This is a genomic window from Brevibacillus sp. HD3.3A (assembly GCF_013284375.2).
Lineage (GTDB): Bacteria > Bacillota > Bacilli > Brevibacillales > Brevibacillaceae > Brevibacillus > Brevibacillus parabrevis.
In genome coordinates this window covers 3,695,464-3,721,614 of sequence record NZ_CP085874.1, presented here as the reverse complement: position 1 = coordinate 3,721,614, position 26,151 = coordinate 3,695,464, and the positions used below count along the sequence as shown (strand labels likewise).

The following is a 26,151-nucleotide window of genomic DNA, read 5'->3' as shown; positions in this document are numbered from 1 at the left end:
TCGCGCCGCTGACTTGTCAGACAGCGCGATGGTTCAGATATAGTAGCACCAACGCAGATGTTCATCTTGCGTTGATCCATACAGGAGGTGACACAACATGGCAGTTAAAATTCGTCTGAAACGCATGGGTTCCAAGAAAGCTCCTTTCTACCGTGTAGTAGTAGCTGACTCCCGTTCCCCTCGCGATGGCCGTTTCATTGAAGAAATCGGTTACTACAACCCGGTTGCTCAACCGGCAGTGGTGAAAATTGATACCGAAAAAGCGGTACAATGGATCCTGAATGGTGCAGCTCCAACTGATACCGTTCGTAACCTTCTCTCCAAAGAAGGCGTGCTCGCAAAAGTACACGAAACCAAATACGGCAAATAAGTCGGTCATCTGGAGGTCTGATGATGAAAGCGCTGGTCGAAACGATCGCTAAAGCTCTCGTCGATCATCCGAATGAGGTTCGTGTGAATGCAGTGGACAAAGAGCGCACTCTCGTCTTTGAATTGTCGGTGCACCCGGATGATATGGGGAAGATTATCGGCAAGCAAGGACGGATCGCTAAAGCCCTGCGCACTGTCGTGATGGCGGCATCCGTGGAAACGGACAAGCGTGTCACGGTTGAGATTGTCTGAGAAAAAGGCTGGGAGCTTTCCCAGTCTTTTTTGGTTGAATAAGAATAGCCAGATGTTTGAATCGAGATGGTGGACTGATACGTCGAAAGGAGTGGCAGGGCATGCTCACGATTTTTCGGTCGGTACAAGTCAAACTCATTATGACAGAAGCTTCCCGCGCTGTGCTGATCGACAAGTACAGCAGACAACTGCGCAAGCAGCGAGACGAATGGGAGCAATGGCAATTTCAATCGAAAAAAATATTGGCCGAGGCGAAGAAAAAGTCTGCGGATACATATGCGCTCGCGCAACAAAAGATCGCCCAGGAAGAGCGGCGACGCAAGGAAAAAATCGCCCAAATCTCTTTTTCCCTGCAACAGGCAGAGAGCCTTCCCGAGGGAAGCGAGATGGACTATCAGACCGTGGAAAGTCCTGTTACCATTCAGGAAGGCGATATTTGGGATGAAATCATGGCAGGAACGGAAATCATGATAAAAGACGGACGTGTGCATGAAATTCGGCGGACGCCAGGCCATCGGGCTGAAGAATAGAAGGAGTGGATACGGTGAGCAACCAAAAGTTTTATACGGTGGGCAAGCTGGTCAATACGCACGGGCTCAAGGGAGAAGTACGTGTCACCTCAACAACTGATTTCCCTGATCAACGGTTTCGCAAAGGAAACGAGCTGTTTTTGTTCCATGCCTCTCTCTCTGCGCCGTTGAAACTGAAAATCGAGACTCGTCGCGCCCATAAAGACTTTGAGATTTTGAGTTTCCAAGGCTATTCCCACATTAACGATATCGAAAAATACAAGGGCGGAGAGCTGAAGATCCCGGAAGAAGCTTTGATGGAGCTGGAAGATGACGAGTTTTACATCCATCAGCTGATCGGTTGCGAGGTTGTCACGGACGAAGGGGAAGCGCTCGGCAAAATCGTCGATGTGATGCAGCCGGGAGCCAACGATGTGTGGGTCGTAAAAGGGCAGCGTGGCGAGATTTTGCTGCCGTTTATCGATGAGTGCATCAAAGAAGTGGACATTGCAAACAAACGCGTGGTCTGCCATCTGATGGAAGGCTTGTTGTAGGAGGTACTTCGGATGCGGATCGACATTTTTACGCTGTTTCCCGAAATGTTTGCGGGCGTCTTGTCCAGCAGCATTTTGGGAAAAGCTCGCGAGAAGGAACTGGTTGACTTTCAGGTCACCAACTTTCGCGATTTTTCCGAGAGCAAGCACGGTACAGTCGACGATACGCCGTACGGCGGCGGCGGGGGAATGGTGCTCAAGCCTGAGCCGTTGTTTCGGGCGGTAGAGGCTCTGCCAGGGGGCAAGAAGCCGCGCGTCATCCTCATGTGCCCGCAAGGTGTGACGTACAACCAGAGCCTCGCTGAGGAGCTGGCGCAGGAGGAGCATCTTGTGTTCATTTGCGGTCATTACGAAGGATATGATGAACGCATTCGCGAGCATCTGGTCACGGATGAGATTTCGATTGGCGATTATGTGCTGACAGGCGGCGAGCTGGCAGCAATGGTGGTGATCGACAGTGTCGTTCGCTTGCAGCCGGGCGCTCTCGGCAACCAGACGTCTGCTGTCGAGGATTCGTTTTCCACCGGGCTGCTCGAATATCCGCACTACACGCGGCCAGCCGAGTTTCGCGGCTGGAAGGTGCCAGATATATTGCTGTCCGGTCATCACGCCAACATCGAGCGCTGGCGCTTGAAGGAATCACTGCGCAGAACGAAGGCGCGCCGACCCGACTTGCTTTCGAAGCTTGAGCTGACTGGTGAAATGAAAAAGCTTTTAGCCGAGCTGGAGCGGGAACAGGGGCAGGAGAAAAGCGCAGAGGAAAAAAGTTAGAACGGGCCTTGTAGTTTAGCGCCTACTGTGTTAATATACTTCTTGTGGCAATTTTGCCCGCTGACTAAGGCGGTCCGCTACTCGTGACTCGGCTCCACTGGATGACCGAGACCATTTGGCAAGACGAGTAAGAACGTCTATCGGAAGGAGGGAATTTAAATGAACCAAGTTATCCGTGAATTGGAAAAAGAGCAATTGAAACAGGATATTCCTGCGTTCCGACCTGGTGACACTGTTCGTGTACACGTTAAGGTTATCGAGGGTCAGCGTGAGCGTATTCAGCTGTTCGAAGGCGTAGTTATTCGCCGTCGCGGTACAGGTGTCAGCGAAACATTTACTGCTCGTAAGATTTCTTACGGCGTAGGTGTTGAGCGTACGTTCCCAGTACACACGCCTAAGATCGACAAGATCGAAATCGTGCGTCATGGTAAAGTACGTCGTGCGAAACTGTACTATCTGCGCGATCGCGTAGGTAAAGCAGCTCGTATTAAAGAAATTCGTCGATAAGCGAAACGCTTAAAAAGGGGACTGGTCTGCTTGCCAGGCCTCTTTTTTCCATTTACAGGGTTGGACGAGCTATCTTGGGAGGGCGTAAGTGATGAGCGAAGAAGTAGCCTCCAGTCGCACGAAGAAAAATGAGCTATGGGAATGGACGAAGGCGCTCGGGATTGCCTTGATTCTCGCCTTTCTCATTCGTACCTTTTTGTTCGCTCCGTTTATTGTCGAGGGCGAGTCCATGGAAACGACGTTACATAACAGCGAGAAACTGGTCGTAAACAAGGCCATCTACTATTTGCAAGAGCCGAAGCCGGGAGATATTATCGTGTTTCATGCAGAGAAGACGCGCGATTACATCAAACGCGTCATCGCTGTAGCGGGCGATACCGTCGAAGTGAAAGGCGATCAGCTGTACATAAACGGCAAATTGGTTGAAGAACCATATCTTGCACAACATAAAGAACAAGCGAAACAACAGGGCGAGCCGTTTTTCACAAACGATTTTTCCCCTGTAGCGATACCTGCGGGTCACATTTTTGTGATGGGCGACAATCGGCTCAACAGCCATGACAGCAGGGCGATTGGTCCTGTCGCTGTCAGCACGGTAGTGGGCAGAGCGGAGTTTACGTTTTGGCCGTTCGCAAGTATTCGCATGACGAGATAAAAGCATAGCTTCAAGGTAGGTGAGACAACATGACGATCCAATGGTTTCCCGGGCATATGGCGAAGGCTCGCCGGCAAGTTACGGAAAAGCTGAAATTGATTGATGTGGTTATCGAGCTTCTGGATGCGCGGCTGCCTCTTTCCAGTCGGAATCCGATGATTGATGAGATTGTCAGTGACAAGCCGCGATTGATTTTGCTGAACAAGGCCGATTTGGCGGATGAAAAAGCTACAGACGAATGGATTTCTTACTTCCGCAAGCAAGGCATCCGCACGTTGCCGATCGACGCTTTGAGCGGAAAAGGCGTGAACAAGCTGCCAGAGCTGTGCAAGGAGCTGGCGGCCGAGATGCTGGCGAAGCGCAGTGAACGCGGCATGCAGGGACGCGCGATTCGCATCATGATTTTAGGAATCCCCAACGTAGGAAAATCTTCGTTGATCAACCGACTGTCCAAGCGTTCTGTAGCGGCGACCGGCGATCGTCCGGCTGTCACGAAGGCGCAGCAGTGGGTGAAGATGGGCGACACGCTGGAACTTCTCGATACACCGGGAATTTTGTGGCCCAAGTTCGAAGATCAGATGGTCGGACTGCGGTTGGCAGCAAGTGGCGCGATCAAGGACGAGCTGATCGACTTCACAGAAGTAGCTCTGTTCGTCATCGCCTATATGATGCATTATTATCCAGAGCGTTTGCTTGAGCGCTTCAAGCTGAAGGAACTGCCGGAAGACCGCGTCTCCATGCTGGAGGAAGTCGGAAAAAAACGCGGTTGCCTTATCTCTGGCGGCAACATCGACTACGATAAAGCAGCCGAAATCTTTTTGCGAGAGCTGCGCTCAGGGAAGCTCGGCCCGATTTCCGTGGAACGTCCGATCGATTGGGAGATGGACGAGCCGATCGGAAAGCCGCTGTCACTGACGGATCACGATTGACGTACACGAAAACCTGTCTATCCATAGATGATAGACGGTTTTTTTCGTAAGAAGGAGAAATGAGTCAATGAACCTGGCAGATATGTCGATAAAAGAAATACGAATGGCGATCGAAAAGTTGGACGAGATATCCAATGATTTTTTACAATGTTTACAAGCAGATAAACGGGCAGGTGTTCAGGCGCTGGCCAAGCAGGCAGAAGCGGCGATGGCGCGTCGGGCCAAGCTCGCGCAAATGTGGACAGAGATGACGGCATACGAGCGTGCGCTGCACGAAAAAGGATATTCACACGTGTTTGGAGTGGATGAGGTGGGCAGAGGGCCGCTGGCAGGACCTGTCGTCGCAAGCTGCGTTTGCTTGCCGCCCGATTTTTATTTGCCAGGCTTGAACGATTCCAAAAAAGTTCCGGTAGCTACGCGCGAAGCTTTTTACGAAGTGATCATGCGGGATGCCGTGGCGGTCGGAATCGGTATTGTCGATGCCGCCCGCATTGATGCCATCAATATTTTGGCCGCTACGAAGGAAGCGATGAAGGCCGCAATCGAGGATGCCGGAGTACCTGCTGACGTGCTGTTGATCGATGCTGTACAACTGAATGATGTCGCGTGCAAGCAAATTCCGATCATTGGCGGAGATGCGAAAAGCGTCTCGATTGCAGCAGCCTCCATCGTGGCGAAAGTGACCAGAGACAGAATGATGGCGGAATACGCCAAACAGTATCCGCAGTATGGCTTCGACAAAAATGCCGGCTACGGCACAGCGGAGCATTTGGCTGCGATTGCTACATACGGGCCAACCCCTCTTCACCGCGTGACATTTACCGGGGTGAAAGAGCACGCCTAACGACTACCGAGCGCTTTCCAGAGGAGGAGAAGTGTATGTTTTCCCCGTCGCAACTTATATCATCCCTTGTGCAAAAGACTCCTTCCGCCACAGTCAAGCCGGTGGAGCTGACGCCAGGACAAGTATTCAAAGGAACCGTCGTCAAGCATTATCCCGATCAAATGGCGCTGGTTCAGATCGGTGGAATGCAGGTCCAGGCAAAGCTGGAAGCGAATCTCGAAGCGGGTCAAAAGGCATGGCTGCAAGTACAGCCTTCAACAGGGGTCGTAACCTTGAAGGTACTGGATACGCCTGTTGAGGCACCTGGCAAGGAAGCTTCTCTGGAGAACTTGATGCGGTCGCTCGGGATTACGGAGACAAAAGAGAGCAAAGCGATTGTCCAAGCGCTGGTAAATGCCAATTTGCCTGTCACCAAGGAAGTCGTTCAGGCATTTTCGCAAGTGACGCAGCGCATCGGGATGGATGACAGTACAGTAGATGCGTTTCTTTTGGCAATGAAACGAAATTTGCCGCTCACACCAGATTCGGTTGCGGGTTTGAAGGCTTTTATGTCCGGCAAACCGCTGGGGCAGACGATCCAAAATTTTTTGCAGCAAGCCGCGATGTTTTTGGGCGAGGAGGCAAGTGGCGAGCACAAACTGCCGGGCCAGACGGCTCCTATGGGGCAGGCTCACTCAGCAGGAGTGACGAGTGCGGATATTCGTCAAGTGGTCAGCCAGTTGAAGGAAAAGCTGACGGCGCTGCCTTTGCTGGTAGCGGCTGGAGAGAACGGAGAGGCTGGGGCTGGCTCCAAACCAGTGACGCAGGGTGGAGTAGCGAGCACGGGCGGACAGCAGGCTGCCGGAAGCAATGCCAGTCAAAATGCGCCACAGACCCTTATCGCGAATCCGCAGACAAAAGCGCCCACTGGCGGCTCTGCTCCAGCTGCAGGCGCACTGAATACAGCGACAGGACAAGCTTTGACAGGGCAAGGGGCTGATCGTGCCGTTGCCCAAACCAATTTGCCCGGCGCTACGCAAGCTCTCGTGGCAGGGGAGAAGACGGTTGCTCCCGACATTTCTCCTGCTGTTCGACAAACGACTGCTGCTGTAGCCCCATCCGTACAGCCGGGAACGCCGAACAATGGAGGCACGGCACTGGCTGGAGCGACTGGCAACAGTCAGATGTCTGGTGCGCCACATGTACAAGCGGCGAATCCGGGACAAACGGCCGGACTTTCTCCTGTTGACAAGCAAGCCGTTGCGACGGCAAGCGGTCAGTCGACCTCTGCGCTTGTCCAGCCAGCCGTGGCGGCAAATGTATCCGGTGCAGCATCCTCCAATCCGCTCGTGGAACTGTTCCGACACCTCGGGATTAACCACGAACGCGGGCTGATGGGTCAGGCACTGGGCCAACAGCAGGCAGATGCAGGGACGCACAAGCAGATCGAGACAGTGAAATCGTTGCTTTTGCAGATCAACCAGGTTCCCGCACAGTCAGTGCCCGCTGCGCTTCGCGAGGCAGCTGATCAATTGCTGCAACAAGTAACCGGACAACAACTGATGATGGTTCAGCCAAGCAACCAGGCACTGTCCCAGATCGTGCTGCAAATTCCGATTCGCCAGGCAGAAGGGGAAGAGACCGCTTTTGTCCAAATCGAATCGAAGAAGCAGGGAAGTGGAAAGCTGGACCCGGAAAATTGCCGACTGTTTTTCCACCTGGAGCTGAAAGGCATGGGAACGACGATGATTGACGTCGGGATCGTCAATCGGATTGTGAACCTGCAAATCTTCAATGACTCCCCTTGGCTGGAGGCACTGGCTCAAGGCACAAAGGATCGGTTTGCCCAACAGTTGAACGATGTAGGCTATCACCTGTCCGCCATGCGAATCCAGCCTGTTCCTGACAGGCAAAGCAAGCCAGCAGGAAGCAGTCAGGCGAAAGGGACCCTATTTGCCGACTACAGAGGGATGGATGTGCGCGTATGAACCAATCCCCCAACCATGAAAACAAACGGAAACAGGCCGTCGCTCTCAAATACCAGGCAGGTGTAATGGAAGCGCCTAAAGTAGTGGCAAAAGGAAAGGGCTTCGTTGCCGAAAACATCCTGAAAACAGCCAAAGAGAACGATATCCCGATCCAGGAGGACCCTTCCTTGGTAGAAGTGCTGGGAAAGCTTGATCTCGATCAGCAAATCCCTCCCGAGCTGTATCAGGTTGTAGCGGAGATTCTAGCCTTTGTGTATCGGCTTGACAAGGGAGGCGCAAAAGGATGAGCGATCGCCGCAGGCTTCTCGGACAAAAAGGCGAGCAGCTGGCGATGCGTTATCTGGCGCAAAAAGGGTATCGGATCGTCGAGCAAAATACCCGGACGAAACAAGGCGAGATCGACCTGATTGTCCAAGACGACAAGACGCTCGTCTTTGTAGAGGTGCGCACGCGGAGCAGCCTGACTTTTGGAACTGCGGCTGAGTCCGTGACGTGGAAAAAGAAGCAAAAGCTGCGACAGCTGGCGATGGCGTACATACAGGCCCAGCAGCAGCCGATCGCTTCTTTCCGCTTTGATGTCGTCGCGATTTTTCACCCTGGCGGCAACGACCGAAGCGAGCCGTCAGAGCCAGTAATTGAGCATTTTATGAATGCCTTTTAAAAAACGGGCTCCGGGCCACCCTGTTTTATGGGGATATGTCTACAGCAACCGTTGCATTGCCAGCGTACTATGTACTGTACTCGACGCGATGAAACTCCTCCAAGCATCATCATTCGCCTTCCAGGCATAGGCTGGAAGGCATTTTTTCTTTTCGCGGGCAAATGGCTCATCGAAAATGTGCCGATACATATAGGGAGCAACGACTTCTCCACAGACCCCTCGTCAAAGAAAAGTTTTTTTGAAAAACAAATGTTTTTCTAAAAAACGTATGATTTTGATGTGACATTTTTCCAACTCGTGCGTCTTATTTGATGAAGGAAACAAAGTGGAGGGTAAAAAGATGAAAATGAAAACAATGAAAAACATTTCTCTCGCTGTAGCGACCATTTTTACGGTTCAGCTGTCTGTGACAGGCATCGCTTCCGCACAAGTATCGGCTCCGCAAGCTGTGAACAGCAGCTATGTGGCAAAAGCATCGGAAAAAGGCTTTGAGGCAAGCTCGTATTATGCAGAAGTGACTATCGGTCAACCATACAAGCTGAAGCTGACTTACAATGGACAACCACTGGACGGAGCGCTTGTTGCTTGGACAACTTCGAACAGCAAGCTTGCGACAGTCCATAATGGCATCGTGTCCGGCTACAAAGAAGGAACGGTTATCATTACAGGACGATACAATGGCGAATCCATTCGTATCCGTGCGTCGGTATCCAAAGAGCCAACATTGGATGCTTCCAGCTCATCTGTCAGCATTCGTAAAGGACAACAACAAACCATCACTTTAAAATACAACAACAAAACCATTGACGGAATCGATGCAAGCTGGTCTTCTTCCAACGAATCTGTGGCAACCGTAAAAAGAGGCGTTGTTACCGCAAAAGCAAGCGGAACGACAGTCATCACTGCCACCTATAAAGGAAAAAGCGTCGACATTAGCGTAAAAGTAACGGCGAATCAATCTGGCAAGCTGGAAGCCAGTGAGTCCAAAATTTCATTGAAAAAAGGCGAGCGTCAATCGATCAAGCTTACTTATGAGGATGAAAAGCTGGCTGGCTCCAAAGCGGAATGGAAGTCTTCCAAGACCTCTGTAGCTACAGTTGACGACGATGGCGTCATTACAGCCAAAGGCAAAGGAACAGCAACGGTTACAGCAGAATACAAGGGCTATAAAATCGAGATTGAAGTAAAAGTTGACAGTGGCGACGAGTCTGGCGACCTGGAAGCTAGCGAAACCAAGCTCAAAATGAAAAAAGGCGAAGAGGAAACCATTACTCTCCGCTATGACGGCGAAAAAATCAAAGGAAACAAAGCTGAGTGGAAATCTTCCAAATCCTCTGTAGCTTCTGTTGATGATGATGGCACGATCACTGCTAAAAACAAAGGAACAGCGACTATCACTGCGAGCTACAAAGGCGAAGAAGTGAAAATCGAGGTTACTGTTGGCACAAAAAGCGGCAGCGATTTGCTGGAGGCAGACGACACCAGCTTGAGCCTGAAAAAAGGCGACAAAGAAACGATTACGCTGAAATATGACGGCAAAAAGCTCGTTGGTTCGAAAGCTAGCTGGAGTACTTCCAAGTCTTCGGTAGCTACTGTATCCAATAGCGGAAAAGTAACAGCGAAAGCAAAAGGAACAGCAACGATTACTGCTTCGTACAAAGGCGAAGAAGTTGAAATTAAAGTAACTGTAAAATAACAGCCAAAAAAAGCTCGCTGGATCAAAGCTTGACGATTCAGCGGGCTTTTTGCATCATCATATCTAAATGAAGAGCAGTAGGGGGGAAGGACGATGAAGGAAGTCATCCAGCAAAAGCTGGCGGAGATGGAAAGAGAACATGCGCTGAAAATATTGTTTGCTATCGAGTCGGGGAGCCGGGCCTGGGGTTTCCCGTCGCAGGATAGCGACTATGACGTGCGCTTTGTCTATATTCACAGGCCGGAGTGGTATTTATCGATCGACGACAAACGAGATGTTCTGGAGCTGCCGATTGATGAAGTCTTGGATATAAACGGCTGGGACATTCGAAAAGCGCTCAAGCTGTTTCGCAAATCGAATCCGGCGCTGCAAGAATGGCTCGCTTCCGAAATCGTTTATCAGGATGACCTCGGTTTCCGTGATGAGCTTATTCGTCTGAGCAGCGATTTGTTTTCACCGAAGACAGCCATGCACCATTACTTGAGCATGGCAAGCGGGAATTACCGAAAAGATTTGCAAGGCGATCATGTAAAAAGTAAAAAATATTTTTATGTGCTGCGTCCGCTCCTCGCTTGCGAATGGATCAAACAAAACAAAACGAATCCGCCGCTCCTGTTTCAACAGTTGGTATCCGAGATGGTGAGCGATTCGGCCTTGAAGCGGGAAATCGATGAGTTATTGCGCAGAAAAATGGCGGGAGATGAGCTTCGGATGGAACCGCGAATCGACGTCATTCACGAGTATATTGAGGGCAGCTTGGAGAGACTGACGAAAGATGCCAAGGAGTTTACAGACCGTCAGCAAGACTGTACGCCTGTGCTCGATAGTGTGTTTCGGCGCTATTTGCAAACAGCTTGGCACACGTAGTGAGAACGTCCAATGACGTCAGGGGAGAAGCACGTTCCATCCATTGTCGCTGTCGATACTCCGCCATTTATTTGGTATAATGCCGTTGTATATACGTTCTTGGCGCTACTATCATTTTTATCGTAAAGTGAGGATTTTCACATGAAGAAAAAGCTTGTACTTGTATTGGACGTGGAGAAAGCGGAAAAAATCGATATGCAACAGCTTGCCGACTCGATGTCGCAAGCGATTCAAAACGTGGACGGCATCGTGCTGCACGATCTCGTGATGTTTGACAACGACGAGAACAACGCGGACAAGCTGATTGCCAACATGAAAAAAGAGCTTTCCTGAGAGGCGCGGTCAACTCTCACAACGCAATGCGTTCCAACGATAATGAATCGAATTTGCAATTATGGGTTAGCCAAAAAGACTTGCCGATCAGGGGCAGGTCTTTTTTTGGTCTGTTTCAAGTTTCCTCACGTGAGCACGGCTCCTCGTGTCTTCCTATAAATTGGTTCGCCTTCGGTGTCTTTACGAAGGTAGTGGAGCAGCTATTTTTACACTGATCTCCGTGTCAGCCATCCAATAGACTTGCATACCTTCAGAGGCTCTTCTAAGCAGTGAGGCAGCCATTTTTGCTTTGATCTCCATGCCAACCGATAAACTTGCTCCCCTTGGGTGTCTTTACCAAGGTAGTGAGGTAGCCGTTCATACACTGATCTCCGTGTCTATCAATAGACATGTCCACCTTCACTGTCTCTTCTAAGTAGTGAAACAACCATTTTGCACTAATCTGCGTGCCCACCAATAAGCTTGCTCGCCTTCGCTTTCTATTCCAAGCAGTGAAACAGCCATTATGCACTAATCTCCATGCCCCATCAATAAACTTGCCCAACCCCACTTTCTTTTCCTATTCTTAAAAGGGAAGGGGGAGAGAAACATGTACGCATGCAGTTATTCTGGAACGGTTTTCGGAATTGATGGAATGGTGGTAACGGTAGAAACGGATATCGCCAACGGATTGCCGCAGTTCGATCTGGTCGGGCTTGGCGGATCAGCGGTTAAGGAAGCGCGCGATCGTGTGCGCGCTGCTTTGCGTAATGCAGGCTATGAATATCCGATGCAGCGAATTACCGTCAATCTGGCACCAGCGGATCAGCGCAAGGAAGGCTCAGGCTTCGATCTTGCCATCGCGCTGGGAATTTTGCTTGCATCGAAACAATTGGCAACCAGACCAGAACGTATTCTCGTCCTCGGAGAGCTGGCACTCGACGGCTCTTTGCGCCCTGTCTCCGGCGTTCTTCCTATCCTGCTGGAAGCGAAAAAGACAGGCTTTACCCACGTCATCCTGCCGCAGACCAACGCAGCAGAAGCACGGCTTGTCGATATGATCGTCTTGCCAGCTGGCAATTTAACGGAAGCCGTCCATTACTGGAAAGAAGGACTCCAGCCGCAAAATCGGCAAGAAACAGCAGAACAACCAGCAACCTTCCGCAACATTTCCCATTCCAATCACGCTCCCGATTTATCCCATGTTTACGGTCAGCATTTCGTCAAACGCGGCTTGGAAATTGCGGCAGCAGGCTTTCATAACGTGATTTTGGTCGGTCCACCTGGCTGTGGCAAGACACTGCTGGCCAACTGCTTGCCGGGCATCATGCCCAAGATGACGATGGATGAATCGTACGAGGTGACGAAAATATACAGTATCGCAGGCCATCTTACGCGCGAGGGCGGACTGATCGAAGAACGGCCGTTTCGCGCTCCCCACCATACGATTACAGCAACAGCTTTGATTGGCGGCGGGGCGCAAATCCCCCGACCCGGTGAATGCAGCCTGTCTCACGGCGGAATCTTGTTTCTGGATGAAATGCCGGAGTTCTCCCGGCATGTCCTCGAAGTGCTGCGCCAGCCATTGGAAGCGGGCAAGGTTACGATTGGACGAGCCAAGCAGGTGTTTACGTTTCCGGCCCAATTTTTGTTGATCGGCTCATGCAATCCTTGTCCATGCGGATTTTTTGCTGTCAGGGACAAACAAGTATGCTCTTGTTCGCCCCAGCAAATACAGAAGTACCGTTCCAAGCTGTCAGGGCCGTTGCTCGACCGGATTGATTTGCACATAGAGGTGCCGCGTGTACCTGTTCAACTGCTGCACAATCGAAAAGCCGAAGAAACGTCGAAAGATATTCGAGCCAGAGTTGAACAGGCGCGCGCCATTCAGTGCGAAAGGTATCGGCACCGACCGGGAAATCCTTTTAACAGCATGATGAATGCAGAAGAACTGCGGAATTTTGCCAGGCTGGACAAAGAAGGCCAAGAGATGTTGCAGCTCGCTTTTGAGACATTGGGATTAAGTGCGAGAGCCTACGACAGAATCGTCAAAGTAGCGCGAACGATCGCTGACCTGGATGGTTCTTCACACATTGACGCAGCGCATGTCGCGGAGGCGATCCGGTACAGGGCGCTGGACAGGGGAGTGCCGCTTTAACCTGCTAGAGCGGGTTGTTTGGCTGGCATGGCTGTTTTTAAAAAAAGAGGCAAGAGCAGAAACCGAAGCTGAAACTGTAACCCTAACCCTAACCCTAACTCTAACTGTAACGCAGGAAGCAGGAAGCGAGACTATTCAAAATGCCAATAACACCAGTCCTATGGAACCCGAGTGCGTGTTTATCAAGTGTCAGTTTCGGCCCCAGTGCCCAGCCCTAGCCCCAGACCCAGACACTCTAAACAATCGTCACGATATAAAAGACAAAGCTCGCGCAATCTGACTGATCCCAAGGCCGGCAGTATTTGAAGGAAAGAGTAGTCACGCCGCGGTTGATTGCCCGAAACGCAAAGCGTTGATGACCGCCTTGCCCGATTCGTGCCGCTTGGGCAGGAGGGACAAATTCAGTGGATTGGAAAACGAGAAAGCGCTCGTCTACAGGATTGGATAGCGTCCACTGGTAACCAGTCGTAGGATTCGCCTCAAGCGCTATGGGAAACACATGCCCACTTTGGACTTGCAAAGTGAAGGTAGAGCTTAATGCCATGATCCATCGTCCTTTCCGGAAGAAAAAGTCTCCTGATACTGTATGTAAAAAGGAAGCAAATGCCCACATGTGCAGAGCATAGTATGAGTGAAAAATAATTGATACATATAGAAAAAAACGAAGGAAAGCATTGTGAAAAAAGGAACACGTCATACCGGAGCACATTTTTTTCGGCCGAATTAGTATGATTTGGAAAGGGATTTGCAAAATAATGGCGAATGTATAGGAATAAAGACACATAATGTCGAATGTTTTAGGGATTTTGTAATCTCTTTTGCCTAGTTTTTTCGTCAAAGGATTTCCAGAGTGTCGAGAGGCATTTTTACGGTCCAGACTGTTTGTTGAACTTCCCAGCACTTCCAAATAGTTTGGGCGTACATCCTATGCACCTCACACTTGGAAAGCTTTTCTCTGTGTACATATTTGCTAGGAAAGGGAAAGGAAAATTGATGGAGAGCATTGCGGAACTATTTGAGAAAAGAGAGTATTACCACGCCTTTCAACCGATATGCCAATTTCCGGAAAAAAACCGGATAGGGTATGAAGTGCTCTTGCGCAGCAAAGCGGGGCAGAACCCGGAGTTGTTGTTTTCCACGGCAAAGGAAAAAAGAAAGCTGCCGGAATTGGACACCCAATCATTTCGGCATGCGCTCTCGACTTTTTTTCGTGCTTCCATGGAGCACAATCATGAACTCCTGTTTGTGAACATTTTTCCCACCACAATTGTGGAGGACTCGTTTCCAGCGTTCATCGAGGAGATCAGACAAGCTTTTTTTCCGTATTTGACGCGAATCGTGCTGGAGATCAACGAGTCCATCATGGAGGGAGAATGCTGGCACGAACCTGTTTTTACGCGACGCATCAGTGAATTGAAAGCAATGGGTTTTTTGATCGCTTTGGATGATGTAGGCGATGCAGCAAATATTTTTCACAAGATTACCGATCTTTCGCCGGATTTCATCAAAATCGATCGCTTTTATTCCAAGGAGCTTTCGACTTCGCAAGAAAAACAAAAAGTCGTAAAGCTGTTTGTCGAATTTTGCAAGCATGAACCTCAACTCATTCTCGAAGGAGTTGAAGAAGAAGAAGATTTTGCTTGCGCCTCTTCATTGGGAATTGCAATGGGTCAGGGATACCTTTTTGGCAAGCCCGGCCGTTTGCAGGAGGATTAAGAGGGGGGAGCAGAATTGGAGGAATTACTAATGTTTGGTGATAGTAGTGTATATTCGAGGAAAGCGACCCTTTCCTTAAAAATATCTGAATTTGAAGTCCCTCCCATGCAGGATTTGCTGATTATAGGGAGGAAAGCGCCAATCGGGCCGGAAGCAGTGCGGAGAATGGCAGAAGCCTTGTCGCCGGAGCAGTTTACTTTGCTGAAGATCGATCATCCCAAGATCGAAGCTGTCTTGTTGAGAAACTCGCTCTTGCAAATGATGGACGAAAAATTGCTAATGAAAATTATTTTGGAAGAATCAGAGCGGATGATCAGTGAATCCATGGTTTTGCGATCTGAGCTGAAAATTGCATTGTCGGTACAACGCGAGGTGGATTTGCTATGAACATCTCAGAGATCATGATTCCAACGATTCATTCCATTTCCTCTGACAAATCCGTCTCCCACGCAGCAAGGCTTATGAGCCAGTACCAGATGGATTCGCTCGTCGTCATTGACCATGGAGAGCTCGTAGGATTAGTGACTTCCAGAGATGTCCTCACTGCTCATCCGAATCGAATTGTCGCTGATGCTATGTGTAATCAAATGCATTATTTGCTGGCAGACCAAAATATTTGGGAAGCCCATCATTATTTTCTCAATGAAAATGTCAAATTGGCGATTGTCCTCGACGAAGAGCAGGTAAGCGGGATGATTACCAAGGAAACAGTAGAAATGAAAATAGCGGAATACAAGGACCCGCTCTCTGGCTTGTATCGGGCACCTTATATCCAGTTTATCGGGGAAAGTTATTTGCGTAAGCAGATTCCGTTTCATTTGCTGTTTATCGATTTGAACGACTTTGGCAGAATCAATAAGCAATACGGTCATCCGTTCGGTGATGATGTCATCCGGACCTATTCCGCTGTGCTTTCCTCGATTGCCGAGGATCAGGGAGATCATTTGTGCCGTTACGCAGGGGATGAATTTGTCCTGATCTCCACTGCACCAATCGCGCTGATCGAGCAGTATATCGATTTGATCTCTCGGCCGACAAACGTGCTGGACATCACGGTTTCCGCAGCCGTTGGGCATGTGAATGGATGTGAAGATCCTGATTTTTTCAAACGATCCTGGAGAGAACTGATCGCCCAGGCAAGCCTTGAGTCTTCTGCTATCAAAGCACAGAAGACTGCTTCGGCGCTTCCTTCGTAACAGAAGCGCCGGATAAGAGAACAGGATTGTGCATACACTTGGTGAAACCAACTCTGTTTTTATTCGTATTTCTTAATGACATAACGAGACGAGTTCGGTCAGGGGAGGCTATTTACATGATTGTTACTACAACCAACACTGTGCAAGGAAGAGAAATCGAAGCGTATCTGGACATTGTCAGCGGAGAGGTCATTATGGGAGCGAACGTAGTCCGCGACTTTTTGGCAGGGATTACGGACATCATCGGTGGCAGAAGCGGATCGTACGAGAGCAAGCTGGCGGAAGGCCGGGAAATGGCTTTGAAAGAAATGAAGGACAAAGCTCGCGCACTGGGCGCAAACGCAGTAGTAGGCGTCGATCTCGATTTTGAAACACTCCGTGAAGGCATGATGATGGTCATAGCGACCGGAACAGCAGTACGTGTAAAATAAGCCGGCAGATGCCCGGCTTTCTTTTTTTGCGTTGTATGTGGTAAAAAGGCAGAAGCTGCTGGCCTGAGCCATGCTACGGACTGTTTAAAATGGCAGAGATGAGGTAAGCTGGACTAAGAGACTGAGGTGATAAATGTGTCTGTAGAAGCGATACTGGTCGAGCTTGCGCAAAAAATCAAGGCGAATCCCAAACCGATTCGCGGCTTTTTCGCCGTGTATCATTTTGTGCTTGGCGGGGAAGAGAACGGGACGTATGAAATCAAATTCGGCAACGATGAAGCGACCTATCGGCTAGGGATTACTGAGCAGGCAGGCTGCACGCTGGAGTTGTCCGACGAAAATTTCATCAAGCTGGTACAGGGAACGCTTAATCCGGCTGCGGCCCTCGTCACGGGCAAATTGAAAATCAAAGGGGACATGGGGCTGTCTTTAAAGCTGCAGACTTTGCTGTACAGCTACCAGACATCCTCTCTAAGAGCAGGAAACGAGTGAACAGACAAACCAATCCGGCGGTGCTGTTAGCCGCCCGTCACAAGTCAGTCACGGAAAAAAACTGGTCAAATTCCGAATAGTTGCGTTAAAATATGACCAAACAATGACAAGTATTCCAAAGAAAAGAACGAGGGAAACCATGCGCCATATTTGTTCCTTAATTGCAATCGTACACGGACTGGATGGACAATCTGTGCGTTTTGACTTGTATCAGGAGATGAGAAGAGGGACAACCGAACGAGAGCTGCTCAGACAGCATGCCAAGCTCCCTCGGCACTATTTCGACTATTTGTTTCACTCCGGTGTGCTGGAGGTCGAGAACGATCCTCCTTACCAGCCCAGCGTGACAAAGCCTGCTTCCATCGGAATGAACATACGATCTTTGGGTGGAAATGTATTGTTTGACATGTGCTTCGCTCCCCAGACGTATAAATTATGGCAGAATACAGATGCGAGTCTGGAAGACCTGTCTTTGCCTGCTGATATCTTCGAAGAATACGTATACCGTTTGGGAGCGATCAGCCGATTTCGTTATCTTGGACGCATCGATGATCCGGTTGTAGCAACTTCTCTTGGCGAAAACGACATGATCGAGTTCAAGCGCGACTTTTTGCTGTCCAAAGGCGGAATTATTAAAACAGTTGTGGCCTTTGCCAATTCGAACAACGGCAATCTTTTTTTGGGAATTACCGATGAAGGCAGCATTTGCGGCATTGATCACGAGATTGAGCAATACGGAGACCCGGATAAATACCTTTTGGCCATTACTCAGTACATTCAGGACAAGACGTCGCCATTTTTAACACCTTTCCCTAAAATCTCCCTGAAAAAAGTCGACGGAAAGCATGTTGTCGCTATTTTTGTGGAGGTTTCCTCCGAGCTGATTTGCGGGCTGGACAAAAACAGCGAGAAATACGTTGTGATCCGCACGAACAATCGCTCGGTTGTGGTAAAAGACCCGCATCAGATTGGCGAAATTTACGTCAAACGAAAACTTGGCAGTGAGATCAGCCGACGACTGGGACTTCTCTAGATTCATCGGGCAGGGCTGATACTCGAAGGAGGTTGCTGATGGTATCGTCTTTGCGTGCTTATTTGTTAGTCGTGATGGTTGCAAGCATGTTTGTTTCCGGTTGTGCGCAGTCTGACAAAGTTCCAGCTGACATGAACGATCGCATCGAGACGGAGCTAGGCGCCGTAGAAAAGGCGACAGTCATGTCCACAGACGGCCAGGAAGTCATGCTGGATTTGCCTACCTTCATGAAAGAACTGTCTAATCAAGGCAAGGATTTGCAGCTCTCAGAAGAAGCTTTGAAGCAGGAAGACGTGCGTTTTACGCTTGTATTGTACCGGAAGCAGTTAGCTCCGCTAGTGGTGGCGGTAGGAGAAGGGGCCAGCCAGTTTGGCGAAAATACATATCGGGGAGCAGGCGCTGTCGCTTTTTATCAATGGATTCAGAAGCTGACAGGAAAAGGCTTGCTGTCGCAAAAAATTGATACCGTGTTGCTCTCGGCTGACGATTTGGGCAAGACGAGGGCGCTTGGCGAAGCAGAAGCGGACCTGATCCGCAAGGTGCTGGCAACGGCCACGCCTGAGCCGGGGGCAGCGAACAAGCAATACGCGCTCTATCCGAATTACCAGATGCGAATCAACGCAACAGACAGGCCGCTCGAAGTGACGGTGCTCACGCCGACATTGATCAGTGTGCCTTTTGGAAAAGAAACCCATACGTTTCGCGTGGATGGAGGACTTTTCTCCAAGCTGACGGAGTGGATTCCTCCTGCGGATACAGGTGACAAAACGTTTGAGCAGCTGTTCAAGGCCAGCCAAATCCGAATTTCGGCTACGGGTGCTGCCGCCGCGGAAAACATCGAAGTGGAAGTAAGAAAAACGACAGTGGAGCAAGGGATCGCACACCAGGCCGTGCGGCTTTTACAAGCAGCCGATTTGTTAAAAGAAGCACCGAAAGATCCGGGGCACGAACAGTATCGCCTCTCCTTTTTTGTGAATGGAAAAGAGCGCGAAGTCGTCCTGTACGCCAATTATTTTCAACTGGACGCAAAATGGTATATTCACAGTGAAATCGCGGGAAATCAGTGGAAATTGTTTCAAAGTCTTAGAAAATGATGGTTGTTCCTCATGAAGTTTCGAAGTTATGGTCACGATAAGGACAACATATTACTACCACTTTTGCATTTTTTGTCGTAGAATAGTTACGTTGCACTGATAGTGGAGGCTTCGACCGGAGGAAGACGCAGATGTCTTTAGCCGGTCTAAAAGCCTGCCGATCTTTATCTGCCATAGGAGGATGGAGAATGAACATTCATGAGTATCAAGGTAAAGAGATACTTAAGCAGTACGGTGTAAAAGTTCCTGAAGGTCGCGTAGCGTTCACAGTGGATGAAGCTGTTGAAGCAGCGAAAGAACTGGGCACCCAAGTAGTTGTGGTAAAAGCACAAATCCACGCTGGTGGCCGCGGTAAAGCTGGCGGTGTAAAAGTGGCGAAAAATCTGGATGAAGTTCGTACATATGCCAACGAAATTCTTGGCAAAGTGTTGGTAACTCATCAAACAGGACCAGAAGGCAAAGAAGTAAAACGCCTTTTGATCGAGCAAGGCTGCGATATCAAAAAAGAATACTACGTTGGTGTCGTTGTTGACCGTGCGACTGGCAGCGTTGTTATGATGGCTTCCGAAGAGGGCGGTACGGAGATCGAGGAAGTAGCTGCTCACTCTCCAGAAAAAATCTTCAAAGAAGTAATCGATCCGGTAACAGGTCTGAATGCGTTCCAAGCACGTCGCCTGGCTTACGCAATCAACATTCCAAAAGAACTGATCAACAAAGCAGCGAAGTTCATGCTGAGCTTGTACCAAGCATTTGTTGACAAAGATTGCTCTATCGCTGAAATCAACCCGCTCGTTGTTACTGGCGACGGTGAAGTAATGGCACTCGATGCCAAACTGAACTTCGACAGCAACGCTCTCTATCGTCATGCTGACATCGTAGCTCTGCGCGATCTGGATGAAGAAGACGAGAAAGAAATCGAAGCGTCCAAATTCGATCTGTCCTACATCGCACTCGATGGTAACATCGGTTGCATGGTAAACGGTGCAGGTCTGGCAATGGCAACGATGGACATCGTGAAATTTTACGGTGGAGACCCTGCCAACTTCCTCGATGTAGGCGGCGGTGCTACAGAAGAGAAAGTAACCGAAGCGTTCAAAATCATTCTGCGCGATGAAAAAGTTAAAGGTATTTTCGTTAACATTTTCGGTGGCATCATGAAATGTGACGTCATTGCAAACGGCGTAGTAAATGCAGCAAAACAAATTCAACTGGACAAACCGCTCGTTGTGCGCCTCGAAGGTACCAACGTGGATCTCGGTAAGAAAATCCTCAATGAGTCCGGTCTGAACATCGTTGCAGCTGAATCCATGGCTGATGGCGCTGAGAAAATCGTATCCTTGGTAAAGTAAGCAATTGCGAGTAGATACGTTAAAAAAGGTGGGAAAAATACGCGATGAGTATTCTCGTTAACAAAAATACAAAAGTAATTACACAAGGGATTACCGGTGCAACAGGTTTGTTCCACACTCGCGGAGCCGTTGAGTACGGTACACAAATGGTTGGCGGTGTAACACCTGGTAAAGGCGGCACTGAAGTTGACGGTATTCCAATTTTCAACACAGTAGCAGAAGCAGTAGAAAAAACTGGTGCAAACGCATCCGTTATTTACGTTGCTCCTCCATTCGCTGCTGACGCGATCATGGAAGCGGTTGACGCTGAGCTGGATCTCGTAATCTGCATCACCGAAGGTATTCCTGTCCTCGACATGGTAAAAGTAAAACGTTACATGGAAGGCAAGAAAACCAAGCTGATCGGACCTAACTGCCCTGGCGTTATCACTCCAGGCGAGTGCAAAATCGGTATCATGCCTGGCTACATCCATACTCCTGGTAAAGTGGGTATCGTATCCCGCTCCGGTACCTTGACGTATGAAGCGGTTCACCAAACATCTACTCGCGGCATTGGTCAATCCACTGCTGTTGGTATCGGTGGAGACCCTGTAAAAGGTATGGAATTTATCGATGTACTGAAAATGTTCAACGAAGATCCAGACACAGAAGCAGTAATCATGATTGGTGAAATCGGTGGTACTGCGGAAGAAGAAGCAGCTGAATGGATCGCTGCGAACATGAAAAAACCAGTTGTAGGTTTCATTGGCGGACAAACTGCGCCTCCAGGAAAACGCATGGGCCACGCTGGTGCGATCATTTCCGGCGGTAAAGGTACTGCGGCTGAGAAAATCGCCAAGCTCGAAGAGTGCGGTGTTCGCGTAGCGAAAACGCCAGCAGTTATCGGTGAAACACTGGTAGAACTATTGACAGAGCGCGGTATGCTCGACAAAGTTCTCAACAAATAAGAACGAAGATAGCAGAAGTGGACAGGCACAGGCTTGTCCGCTTTTTCTTTTTTTGAAGGAGGCCGCTGTCTTTCGGTACAATGACTCTCGAAACCGTTACACCAAACGGCGTTCCGCGGGAGGGAGTTTTGCATGCGTAAACCGAAAATCAGTGAGCGAGACTGGTTGTTCATCCTGACGATGATCTCTGGCCTGGGTCGCAAAAAAATTAGACAAATTCTTGAGCTGGCAGGCTCTTTGCAGAATGCTGTCGATGAATGGCGTTTGGTCGGAGAAAAATTGCGGCTGTCGATCGAGCTAATTCAACAAGTTGATGCGCAAACCAATCCAGCTGTAGTCGAGCGGATGCTTGGCGAACGGGAAGCGAAAAAAGTCGGTTTCTTGTGCGTGTGGGACGAAGCGTATCCTGCTTCGCTCCGCCATATTCCTGATCAGCCATTGACCTTGTTTTACCGTGGGGATAGCAAGCTGCTTGAAGTGCCGTCTATCGGCGTTGTGGGCTCGCGGAAGCCTACGCCATACGGGCGGGCCAGCAGTGCGTTTTTGGTGAAGGAGCTGGTGCGTGCAGGTCTTGCCGTTGTCTCCGGCTTGGCGCACGGGATCGATGGGGAAGCGCATCAGGCTGCTCTTGCGGCAGGAGGAAAAACGATTGCCGTGCTCGGATGTGGACTCGATCATGTTTATCCGCCGAGACATCAAGCGCTCTATCAAAAAATTGAATCTTTCGGACTACTTTTGTCTGAGTATCCGCCGCATACGCCTCCTTTTCCCGGGTTGTTTCCGGAAAGAAACCGAATGATTAGCGGACTTAGTTTGGGTGTTTTGGTTGTAGAAGCGGCAGAGAAAAGCGGATCGCTGATTACAGCTGACTGTGCTTTGGAGCAAGGACGCGACGTTTTTGCCGTTCCCGGACCTATTTTTTCATCGTTGAGCGCTGGCCCGCATAACTTGATCAAACAAGGTGCAAAGCTAGTAACAAGTGCAAGCGACATTTTGGAGGAATTGCCGATTGTATTGCCACCAGATGTGCCGTCTGGAACAGCAACTGCCAAAAAGAGCCATGACAGCGAGCTGTCTCCAGAAGAAAAGGCAATCGTAGAATCGATAACGTACGATGGCGTTCATGTAGACGAGATTGTTCAGCAATTGGAACCGGATCGACGCAAAAGCATCCATCAGTTGATGCTCAGACTGGAGGCAAAAGGGGCGCTGACTGCCCTGCCAGGGGGGTATTTTGCACGGCGTTGAGGCTTGTGTCACATGTGCTGCGAACTCCCTACCCCTTGCAAGTGTTTGACAAATCGGATAAGCATATTTAATAATAGGGAAGATTCCTTACTAAAAGGGGAGGAAAAAAATGGCTGATACGCTCGTAATCGTAGAATCCCCTGCGAAAGCGAAAACCATTGGAAAATATCTGGGAAGCAAATATATCGTGAAAGCGTCCATGGGTCATGTGCGCGACCTCCCGAAAAGCCAGATGGGGGTAGATGTCAATCATGACTTTGAACCCAAATACATAACGATTCGCGGCAAGGGCGATGTACTCAAGAGCTTGAAGGATGCCGCCAAAAAAGTGAAAAAAGTTTATCTGGCTGCCGACCCGGATCGCGAAGGGGAAGCAATTGCTTGGCATCTGGCGCAGTATCTGAATCTGGATTTGAACCAGCCGCTTCGGGTTGTGTTCAACGAAATCACGAAAGACGCGATCAAAGAAGCGTTCAAGCATCCGCGACACATCAACATGGATTTGGTCAACGCCCAGCAAGCCCGCCGCATTCTGGATCGGCTTGTCGGTTACAACATCAGTCCGATTTTGTGGAAAAAAGTGCGCAAAGGCTTGAGTGCAGGGCGCGTTCAATCAGTTACGGTCAAGCTAATCATGGATCGGGAACGCGAAATTCAGTCGTTCATTCCTGAAGAGTATTGGACGATTGCCACCAAGCTCGTAAGCAATGGCAAAGAGTTTGAAGCGAAGTTTTACGGCTATGGGGACGAAAAGGTAGAGCTGAAATCCGAAGAAGATGTCAAACAAGTGTTGGACAGAATGAAGGACCAGCCGTTTGTCGTGCAAAAGGTGACCAAGCGCGAACGCAAACGCAATCCGGCTCCGCCGTTCATCACCAGCTCCTTGCAACAGGAAGCAGCCCGCAAACTGAATTTCCGCACGGCCAAGACCATGCGCATCGCCCAGGAGCTGTACGAGGGGATCGATGTTGGCAACAAGGAAGGCGCAGTCGGTTTGATTACGTATATGCGTACAGACTCGACACGCTTATCGGAAACCGCACAAAATGAAGCGAAAGAGTACATACAGGAAAAATTCGGCGCTGATTACATACCGGCTGAACCTCGCGTCCAGGCCAAAAAGGAAAACGCTCAGGATGCGCACGAAGCGATTCGTCCTACGTCTGTGTCTCGCACACCGGATGAAATCAAAGAATTTTTGTCGCGGGATCAGTTGCGTTTGTATCGCCTGATATGGGAACGGTTTCTCGCCAGCCAAATGTCTTCGGCTGTACTCGATACGATGAGTGTGGATATAGATGCAGGGGGCATCATGTTCCGGGCGACTGGCTCGAAAGTGAAATTCCCTGGATTTATGAAGGTTTATATAGAAGGAAACGATGACGGGACAGAAGAAGAAAGCTTCCTGCCGCCGATTGATGAAGGGCAGACCCTTGAACATCAAGAAATCACCCCGGCTCAGCACTTTACGCAACCGCCGCCGCGATACTCCGAGGCACGTCTTATCAAGACGCTGGAAGAAGGCGGCATCGGACGGCCTTCCACTTATGCGCCTACCTTGGAAACAATCCAAAAGCGCGGCTACGTCGCTTTGGAGGAAAAACGCTTTATTCCGACGGAGTTGGGTGAGATCGTCATTACTTTGATTGAGGAGTTTTTCCCGGAGATTCTCAATGCGGAATTTACGGCTCACATGGAGTCTGATCTGGATGAGATCGAGGAAGGCACTGCCAACTGGGTCAACATTCTCGATGCGTTCTACGGAGGCTTTGCCAAGCGGGTAGCCGTAGCCGAGGAAGAGATGAAGGAAGTCGAGCTGAAAGACGAAGAGTCTGATGAAACCTGCGAGCTTTGTGGTCGCGTGATGGTCTACAAGCTCGGACGTTTTGGCAAGTTCCTCGCTTGTTCCGGCTTCCCGGATTGCCGGAATACGAAACCGATCGTCAAAGAAACCGGAGTAAAATGCCCACAATGTGAAACCGGACACATTATTGAACGTAAATCTAAAAAGAGCCGTATTTTTTACGGTTGCAACCAATACCCGGAATGCGATTTTGTATCGTGGGACAAACCGATTGCCCGTCCTTGCCCGAAATGCTCAAGCCTGATGGTAGAGAAAAAGCGCAAGAAGCAAGGGGTCAGCGTCGTCTGCACCAAATGCGATTACCAGGAAGAAGCAGACTCCTGATTGGACGAGGTACAATTTGTAGCTTGGAGGAAAAACAGCATGACAACACCAACTATCACAGTCGTAGGCGCAGGGTTGGCAGGAAGTGAGGCTGCCTGGCAAATCGCCAAGGCAGGGATTCCTGTCAAGCTGTACGAAATGCGGCCGAAAACCCAAACGCCTGCCCATCATACAGACAAATTCGCGGAACTGGTTTGCAGCAACTCCTTGCGAGCGAATACTTTGACCAATGCAGTCGGCGTATTAAAAGAAGAAATGCGTCGTCTGGACTCGGTCATCATCCAGGCTGCTGACCGTTGCGCCGTTCCGGCGGGTGGAGCACTCGCGGTAGACCGACATGAGTTTGCCGGCTACGTTACCGATGCGGTGAAAAATCATCCGCTGATTGAAGTGATCACCGACGAGATCACGGACATCCCGGCTGACGGGATTGTCGTCATTGCGACTGGCCCGCTGACATCGCCGGCCTTGTCCCAAAAGCTGAAAGAGCTGACTGGGGAAGAATACCTATACTTCTATGATGCTGCAGCCCCAATTATCGAAAAAGACTCGATCGACATGAACAAAGTGTTTGTCGCTTCCCGTTACGATAAAGGGGAGGCTGCCTACCTGAACTGCCCGATGACAGAGGAAGAATTTAATCGCTTCTACGATGAGCTGATCGCAGCCGAAGCTGTTCCGCTGAAGGAATTTGAAAAAGAAATTTTCTTCGAGGGCTGCATGCCGATCGAAGTAATGGCAAAGCGCGGACGCCAAACGATGGTTTTCGGACCGATGAAGCCAGTCGGTTTGACCGATCCCCGCACAGGCAGAAAGCCGTATGCAGTCGTTCAGCTTCGCCAGGACAACGGAGCGGCTACTTTGTACAACATCGTCGGCTTCCAAACCCATTTGAAGTGGCCTGAGCAAAAGCGCGTCTTCTCGCTCATCCCGGGACTGGAAAACTGCGAAATCGTGCGCTACGGCGTCATGCACCGCAACACCTTTATCAATTCTCCCAAGCTGCTTCGTCCGACCTATCAGTACAAGGAACGCGATACATTGTTCTTTGCAGGGCAAATGACCGGAGTGGAAGGCTATGTGGAATCGGCTGCATCCGGACTGCTCGCAGGCATCAACGCTGCGCGACTGGCAAAAGGGGAAGAGCTGATCGTCCTCCCGCCTGAAACGGTAATGGGCAGCATGGCGCGGTATATTACGACGGCTGATCCGAAACATTTCCAGCCGATGAATGCGAATTTCGGACTGGTTCCCGAGTGGCCAGAACGTATCCGAAACAAGCGTGAGAAAAACGAAAAGCTCGCTGAGCGGGCGCTAGATACAATTCAGAATTTTACACAATAACGACACAATTAACGTTGATATCCGAATTTCGTCTGTGTTACTATATAGGTGCTTCGAGGAGG

General features: G+C 49.8%; 29 protein-coding genes. 28 read left to right on the top strand and 1 reads right to left on the bottom strand.

The annotated features are described in order from the left end of the window. Positions 1 to 97 precede the first annotated feature (97 nt). From rpsP to HP435_RS17020, 16 genes are all read left to right on the top strand, one after another. A complete protein-coding gene (rpsP, locus tag HP435_RS17095) occupies positions 98 to 370 on the top strand; it encodes a 30S ribosomal protein S16 (protein ID WP_005834322.1) in 273 nt (90 codons plus the stop codon). A gap of 23 nt (positions 371 to 393) precedes the next feature. Beyond that, positions 394 to 621 (top strand): KH domain-containing protein, encoded by a 228-nt coding sequence (locus tag HP435_RS17090; RefSeq protein ID WP_005834320.1) that lies wholly within the window; start codon positions 394 to 396, stop codon positions 619 to 621. Between the two features lie 101 nt (positions 622 to 722). Further along, entirely contained in the window at positions 723 to 1,151 is a 429-nt protein-coding gene (locus HP435_RS17085; RefSeq protein WP_063227668.1) for a YlqD family protein, read from the top strand. Between the two features lie 14 nt (positions 1,152 to 1,165). Further along, positions 1,166 to 1,684 carry a ribosome maturation factor RimM gene (gene rimM, locus HP435_RS17080; RefSeq protein ID WP_063227667.1) on the top strand — a complete coding sequence of 173 codons (519 nt, stop codon included), beginning with the start codon at positions 1,166 to 1,168 and terminating at the stop codon, positions 1,682 to 1,684. 12 nt (positions 1,685 to 1,696) lie between these two features. Next, positions 1,697 to 2,455, top strand: a complete 759-nt coding sequence (trmD, locus tag HP435_RS17075; protein ID WP_122965168.1) for a tRNA (guanosine(37)-N1)-methyltransferase TrmD — start codon at positions 1,697 to 1,699, stop codon at positions 2,453 to 2,455. 159 nt (positions 2,456 to 2,614) lie between these two features. Next, positions 2,615 to 2,962, top strand: coding sequence for a 50S ribosomal protein L19 (rplS, locus tag HP435_RS17070; protein ID WP_049738740.1), 348 nt, complete (start codon positions 2,615 to 2,617; stop codon positions 2,960 to 2,962). Positions 2,963 to 3,053: 91 nt separating this feature from the next. Continuing rightward, the gene (gene lepB, locus HP435_RS17065) at positions 3,054 to 3,617 is read left to right on the top strand and encodes a signal peptidase I (RefSeq protein WP_122965169.1); all 564 of its coding nucleotides are present in this window, start codon (positions 3,054 to 3,056) and stop codon (positions 3,615 to 3,617) included. A gap of 29 nt (positions 3,618 to 3,646) precedes the next feature. Then, a complete protein-coding gene (ylqF, locus tag HP435_RS17060) occupies positions 3,647 to 4,546 on the top strand; it encodes a ribosome biogenesis GTPase YlqF (RefSeq protein WP_063227664.1) in 900 nt (299 codons plus the stop codon). A 67-nt stretch (positions 4,547 to 4,613) separates the two neighbouring features. Beyond that, positions 4,614 to 5,390, top strand: coding sequence for a ribonuclease HII (locus HP435_RS17055; RefSeq protein ID WP_122965170.1), 777 nt, complete (start codon positions 4,614 to 4,616; stop codon positions 5,388 to 5,390). A 35-nt stretch (positions 5,391 to 5,425) separates the two neighbouring features. Then, positions 5,426 to 7,357 carry a hypothetical protein gene (locus tag HP435_RS17050; RefSeq protein WP_173598888.1) on the top strand — a complete coding sequence of 644 codons (1,932 nt, stop codon included), beginning with the start codon at positions 5,426 to 5,428 and terminating at the stop codon, positions 7,355 to 7,357. Continuing rightward, positions 7,354 to 7,644 (top strand): EscU/YscU/HrcU family type III secretion system export apparatus switch protein, encoded by a 291-nt coding sequence (locus HP435_RS17045; RefSeq protein WP_122965172.1) that lies wholly within the window; start codon positions 7,354 to 7,356, stop codon positions 7,642 to 7,644. The genes HP435_RS17050 and HP435_RS17045 overlap by 4 nt, the downstream gene beginning before the upstream one ends. Continuing rightward, a complete protein-coding gene (locus HP435_RS17040) occupies positions 7,641 to 8,018 on the top strand; it encodes a YraN family protein (protein ID WP_173598887.1) in 378 nt (125 codons plus the stop codon). Before HP435_RS17045 ends, HP435_RS17040 begins: the two co-directional genes overlap by 4 nt. Before the next feature lie 340 nt (positions 8,019 to 8,358). After that, the gene (locus HP435_RS17035; protein WP_173598886.1) at positions 8,359 to 9,714 is read left to right on the top strand and encodes an Ig-like domain-containing protein; all 1,356 of its coding nucleotides are present in this window, start codon (positions 8,359 to 8,361) and stop codon (positions 9,712 to 9,714) included. 93 nt (positions 9,715 to 9,807) lie between these two features. Beyond that, positions 9,808 to 10,581, top strand: a complete 774-nt coding sequence (locus tag HP435_RS17030) for a nucleotidyltransferase domain-containing protein (protein ID WP_173598885.1) — start codon at positions 9,808 to 9,810, stop codon at positions 10,579 to 10,581. Positions 10,582 to 10,722: 141 nt separating this feature from the next. Continuing rightward, complete coding sequence (locus HP435_RS17025) at positions 10,723 to 10,914, top strand: hypothetical protein (protein WP_122965176.1); 192 nt, start codon at positions 10,723 to 10,725, stop codon at positions 10,912 to 10,914. 589 nt (positions 10,915 to 11,503) lie between these two features. Next, positions 11,504 to 13,051: a YifB family Mg chelatase-like AAA ATPase gene (locus tag HP435_RS17020; RefSeq protein ID WP_173598884.1), complete on the top strand. Its 1,548-nt coding sequence runs from the start codon at positions 11,504 to 11,506 to the stop codon at positions 13,049 to 13,051. Positions 13,052 to 13,286: 235 nt separating this feature from the next. Here HP435_RS17020 and HP435_RS17015 read toward each other — a convergent pair whose 3' ends face one another. Continuing rightward, entirely contained in the window at positions 13,287 to 13,595 is a 309-nt protein-coding gene (locus tag HP435_RS17015; protein WP_173598883.1) for a protease inhibitor I42 family protein, read from the bottom strand. Positions 13,596 to 13,978: 383 nt separating this feature from the next. On the opposite strand from HP435_RS17015, the gene HP435_RS17010 reads away from it, so the two are divergent. From HP435_RS17010 to trmFO, 12 genes are all read left to right on the top strand, one after another. Further along, the gene (locus tag HP435_RS17010) at positions 13,979 to 14,767 is read left to right on the top strand and encodes an EAL domain-containing protein (protein WP_370641079.1); all 789 of its coding nucleotides are present in this window, start codon (positions 13,979 to 13,981) and stop codon (positions 14,765 to 14,767) included. Between the two features lie 15 nt (positions 14,768 to 14,782). Next, positions 14,783 to 15,154 carry a hypothetical protein gene (locus tag HP435_RS17005; RefSeq protein WP_229049700.1) on the top strand — a complete coding sequence of 124 codons (372 nt, stop codon included), beginning with the start codon at positions 14,783 to 14,785 and terminating at the stop codon, positions 15,152 to 15,154. After that, a complete protein-coding gene (locus HP435_RS17000) occupies positions 15,151 to 15,963 on the top strand; it encodes a GGDEF domain-containing protein (RefSeq protein ID WP_122965181.1) in 813 nt (270 codons plus the stop codon). The genes HP435_RS17005 and HP435_RS17000 overlap by 4 nt, the downstream gene beginning before the upstream one ends. 116 nt (positions 15,964 to 16,079) lie before the next feature. Then, positions 16,080 to 16,394, top strand: coding sequence for a YbjQ family protein (locus HP435_RS16995; protein WP_063227651.1), 315 nt, complete (start codon positions 16,080 to 16,082; stop codon positions 16,392 to 16,394). A gap of 135 nt (positions 16,395 to 16,529) precedes the next feature. Continuing rightward, positions 16,530 to 16,886 carry an SCP2 sterol-binding domain-containing protein gene (locus HP435_RS16990; RefSeq protein WP_173596485.1) on the top strand — a complete coding sequence of 119 codons (357 nt, stop codon included), beginning with the start codon at positions 16,530 to 16,532 and terminating at the stop codon, positions 16,884 to 16,886. A gap of 139 nt (positions 16,887 to 17,025) precedes the next feature. After that, a complete protein-coding gene (locus tag HP435_RS16985; RefSeq protein WP_122965183.1) occupies positions 17,026 to 17,919 on the top strand; it encodes an AlbA family DNA-binding domain-containing protein in 894 nt (297 codons plus the stop codon). 38 nt (positions 17,920 to 17,957) lie between these two features. Then, positions 17,958 to 19,013, top strand: coding sequence for a hypothetical protein (locus HP435_RS16980; RefSeq protein WP_173598881.1), 1,056 nt, complete (start codon positions 17,958 to 17,960; stop codon positions 19,011 to 19,013). Between the two features lie 188 nt (positions 19,014 to 19,201). Further along, positions 19,202 to 20,362 carry an ADP-forming succinate--CoA ligase subunit beta gene (gene sucC / locus HP435_RS16975; RefSeq protein WP_063227647.1) on the top strand — a complete coding sequence of 387 codons (1,161 nt, stop codon included), beginning with the start codon at positions 19,202 to 19,204 and terminating at the stop codon, positions 20,360 to 20,362. A 44-nt stretch (positions 20,363 to 20,406) separates the two neighbouring features. Next, complete coding sequence (gene sucD, locus HP435_RS16970; RefSeq protein ID WP_122965185.1) at positions 20,407 to 21,309, top strand: succinate--CoA ligase subunit alpha; 903 nt, start codon at positions 20,407 to 20,409, stop codon at positions 21,307 to 21,309. Positions 21,310 to 21,441: 132 nt separating this feature from the next. Next, entirely contained in the window at positions 21,442 to 22,557 is a 1,116-nt protein-coding gene (gene dprA, locus HP435_RS16965; RefSeq protein ID WP_173598880.1) for a DNA-processing protein DprA, read from the top strand. A 109-nt stretch (positions 22,558 to 22,666) separates the two neighbouring features. Next, positions 22,667 to 24,745 carry a type I DNA topoisomerase gene (gene topA / locus HP435_RS16960; protein WP_173596488.1) on the top strand — a complete coding sequence of 693 codons (2,079 nt, stop codon included), beginning with the start codon at positions 22,667 to 22,669 and terminating at the stop codon, positions 24,743 to 24,745. Positions 24,746 to 24,784: 39 nt separating this feature from the next. Continuing rightward, on the top strand, positions 24,785 to 26,089 hold the full coding sequence (gene trmFO / locus HP435_RS16955; protein WP_122965188.1) for an FADH(2)-oxidizing methylenetetrahydrofolate--tRNA-(uracil(54)-C(5))-methyltransferase TrmFO: 1,305 nt from the start codon (positions 24,785 to 24,787) through the stop codon (positions 26,087 to 26,089). Positions 26,090 to 26,151: the final 62 nt, after the last annotated feature.

What these genes read in the sequence shown, in the direction of transcription:
- HP435_RS17035 (WP_173598886.1), top strand. Translation starts at nt 8,359, where the DNA reads ATGAAAATGAAAACAATGAAAAACATTTCTCTCGCTGTAGCGACCATT.
- HP435_RS17055 (WP_122965170.1), top strand. Translation starts at nt 4,614, where the DNA reads ATGAACCTGGCAGATATGTCGATAAAAGAAATACGAATGGCGATCGAA.
- HP435_RS17085 (WP_063227668.1), top strand. Translation starts at nt 723, where the DNA reads ATGCTCACGATTTTTCGGTCGGTACAAGTCAAACTCATTATGACAGAA.
- trmFO (WP_122965188.1), top strand. Translation starts at nt 24,785, where the DNA reads ATGACAACACCAACTATCACAGTCGTAGGCGCAGGGTTGGCAGGAAGT.
- HP435_RS17025 (WP_122965176.1), top strand. Translation starts at nt 10,723, where the DNA reads ATGAAGAAAAAGCTTGTACTTGTATTGGACGTGGAGAAAGCGGAAAAA.
- HP435_RS17020 (WP_173598884.1), top strand. Translation starts at nt 11,504, where the DNA reads ATGTACGCATGCAGTTATTCTGGAACGGTTTTCGGAATTGATGGAATG.
- sucD (WP_122965185.1), top strand. Translation starts at nt 20,407, where the DNA reads ATGAGTATTCTCGTTAACAAAAATACAAAAGTAATTACACAAGGGATT.
- ylqF (WP_063227664.1), top strand. Translation starts at nt 3,647, where the DNA reads ATGACGATCCAATGGTTTCCCGGGCATATGGCGAAGGCTCGCCGGCAA.
- HP435_RS17030 (WP_173598885.1), top strand. Translation starts at nt 9,808, where the DNA reads ATGAAGGAAGTCATCCAGCAAAAGCTGGCGGAGATGGAAAGAGAACAT.
- sucC (WP_063227647.1), top strand. Translation starts at nt 19,202, where the DNA reads ATGAACATTCATGAGTATCAAGGTAAAGAGATACTTAAGCAGTACGGT.
- HP435_RS16980 (WP_173598881.1), top strand. Translation starts at nt 17,958, where the DNA reads ATGGTATCGTCTTTGCGTGCTTATTTGTTAGTCGTGATGGTTGCAAGC.
- HP435_RS17090 (WP_005834320.1), top strand. Translation starts at nt 394, where the DNA reads ATGAAAGCGCTGGTCGAAACGATCGCTAAAGCTCTCGTCGATCATCCG.
- topA (WP_173596488.1), top strand. Translation starts at nt 22,667, where the DNA reads ATGGCTGATACGCTCGTAATCGTAGAATCCCCTGCGAAAGCGAAAACC.
- rplS (WP_049738740.1), top strand. Translation starts at nt 2,615, where the DNA reads ATGAACCAAGTTATCCGTGAATTGGAAAAAGAGCAATTGAAACAGGAT.
- HP435_RS16985 (WP_122965183.1), top strand. Translation starts at nt 17,026, where the DNA reads ATGCGCCATATTTGTTCCTTAATTGCAATCGTACACGGACTGGATGGA.
- rpsP (WP_005834322.1), top strand. Translation starts at nt 98, where the DNA reads ATGGCAGTTAAAATTCGTCTGAAACGCATGGGTTCCAAGAAAGCTCCT.
- lepB (WP_122965169.1), top strand. Translation starts at nt 3,054, where the DNA reads ATGAGCGAAGAAGTAGCCTCCAGTCGCACGAAGAAAAATGAGCTATGG.
- HP435_RS17010 (WP_370641079.1), top strand. Translation starts at nt 13,979, where the DNA reads ATGCACCTCACACTTGGAAAGCTTTTCTCTGTGTACATATTTGCTAGG.
- HP435_RS17000 (WP_122965181.1), top strand. Translation starts at nt 15,151, where the DNA reads ATGAACATCTCAGAGATCATGATTCCAACGATTCATTCCATTTCCTCT.
- trmD (WP_122965168.1), top strand. Translation starts at nt 1,697, where the DNA reads ATGCGGATCGACATTTTTACGCTGTTTCCCGAAATGTTTGCGGGCGTC.
- HP435_RS17050 (WP_173598888.1), top strand. Translation starts at nt 5,426, where the DNA reads ATGTTTTCCCCGTCGCAACTTATATCATCCCTTGTGCAAAAGACTCCT.
- dprA (WP_173598880.1), top strand. Translation starts at nt 21,442, where the DNA reads ATGCGTAAACCGAAAATCAGTGAGCGAGACTGGTTGTTCATCCTGACG.
- HP435_RS17045 (WP_122965172.1), top strand. Translation starts at nt 7,354, where the DNA reads ATGAACCAATCCCCCAACCATGAAAACAAACGGAAACAGGCCGTCGCT.
- HP435_RS17040 (WP_173598887.1), top strand. Translation starts at nt 7,641, where the DNA reads ATGAGCGATCGCCGCAGGCTTCTCGGACAAAAAGGCGAGCAGCTGGCG.
- HP435_RS16995 (WP_063227651.1), top strand. Translation starts at nt 16,080, where the DNA reads ATGATTGTTACTACAACCAACACTGTGCAAGGAAGAGAAATCGAAGCG.
- HP435_RS17015 (WP_173598883.1), bottom strand. Translation starts at nt 13,595, where the DNA reads ATGGCATTAAGCTCTACCTTCACTTTGCAAGTCCAAAGTGGGCATGTG.